Origin of the sequence: Collinsella sp. SGI.033 (assembly GCF_050315135.1) — a bacterium.
Lineage (GTDB): Bacteria > Actinomycetota > Coriobacteriia > Coriobacteriales > Coriobacteriaceae > Collinsella.
Window position 1 is genome coordinate 1 of record NZ_JBNPOK010000054.1, and the last position, 1,408, is coordinate 1,408.

The following is a 1,408-nucleotide window of genomic DNA, read 5'->3' on the forward strand; positions in this document are numbered from 1 at the left end:
GCCTTGCCGCGCCCGGCCGCGTCCGCATCGTCGATCCATCGCCTGATGTCGGCGGGAAGGGCGGATCGGACGCGGCTCTCGTGCCAGCCGCCGGACCTCCTGCACAGCAGGGCCAGCTGGCTCACGGGATCAATCGACTCGGTGGGCTTGTCGCCCCAGCCGCGCACGCGGGTGACGATATGGGTCCCCTCGGAGTCGTATGTGTCGACGTCGAACGCGCCGGCGCGACGATGAGCCGGCAGTTCGCGTATGCGGGGTCCGTGGAGTAGCGGTGGCGGCCGTCGAGGACGACGTTGCCGTACTTGTCCGCCTTGTGCCTAGTGTAGCTGACCGCCGCGAAGCGCGAGTCCGGCAGCGGGGACAGCGCGAAGCAGTCCTCCTCGAACAGCGCGAGCTGGCTCTCCCCCTTGCGGTAGTGGGGCTTGTCCGAATGGCGCATGCTCATGTCGAGCAGCCGCCTGTTGTAGCGACGCACGTTGTCGAACTGCGGGATCGGCACGAACAGCGAGCGGCGAATCGCCCCGACCTTGTTCTCCACCGAGCCCTTCTCGTGGCCGGCGTTTGGGTTGCAGAACGCGTAGGAGAACCCGTAGTGGGCGGCGAAGGCGGAGAACAGCTTCGACGTGCTGATGACGCCGCATATCTTCCTGCCGACGCCGGTCGCGTTGTCGAACACGATCTTTCTGGGCACGCCGCGTATGTGCTCGAAAACGGCGATGAGCCCCTCGCAGACGCATCCCGCGGTCTCGCCGTAGAACACCTGCGCAAGGCCCACGTTTGAGAACGGGAAGGCGCAGACCAGGTCGTGCATGCGGGTCCTCACGCCGACGATCCTGAAGTCGGCCTGGCCGAAGTCGACTTGCATCTCGCCAGGGGGCCAATCCTGGTTGAGGTACTGGGAGGCCGACCCCTTGTGCTCCTCCCTATAGCGCTTGACGTGGCGCTGGACCGTCGAGTAGGAGCCCTCGAAGCCATACTCCGCGACGAGGTGCTCGAAGACCCGCTGGGCGGTGTGGCGCTGCCTGTGCCAGTTCCTGCGGTCCTCCTCGAGCCACTTGTCGATCAGGGGAGCGTAGTCGTCCAGCATAGAGGGCACCCGCCTTTTTGCGGGGACCTTCGGGGACAGGTCCTCCATCCTGACGTATTTGCGCACAGTCGGCTCCGAGACGTTGGTTTTCCTGGATATCTCGGCTATCGACATGCCATCGCGGTGCATCTGTCTAATATCCTGTATCACGGGCATCTTGATCATTTCCTTTCCGACCTCCTTTGTCGAAGACTGAGCAACGACAACTTAGGCCATCGGGGAAGGGCCGGGGTGCCCTTGGTGATGAAACCCGAAAAATTTGCGTGATGAATTCTGAAAACTTTTGATGATGAATCCCGTAATTTTTACTCTACGTCAGAC

The 1,408-nt window shown here is 62.8% G+C and carries 1 protein-coding gene; it reads right to left on the reverse strand.

Annotated elements, in window-relative coordinates:
- Positions 1-121: 121 nt before the first annotated feature.
- A complete protein-coding gene (istA, locus tag ACQRC0_RS08715) occupies positions 122-1,252 on the reverse strand; it encodes an IS21 family transposase (protein WP_427729307.1) in 1,131 nt (376 codons plus the stop codon).
- Positions 1,253-1,408: the final 156 nt, after the last annotated feature.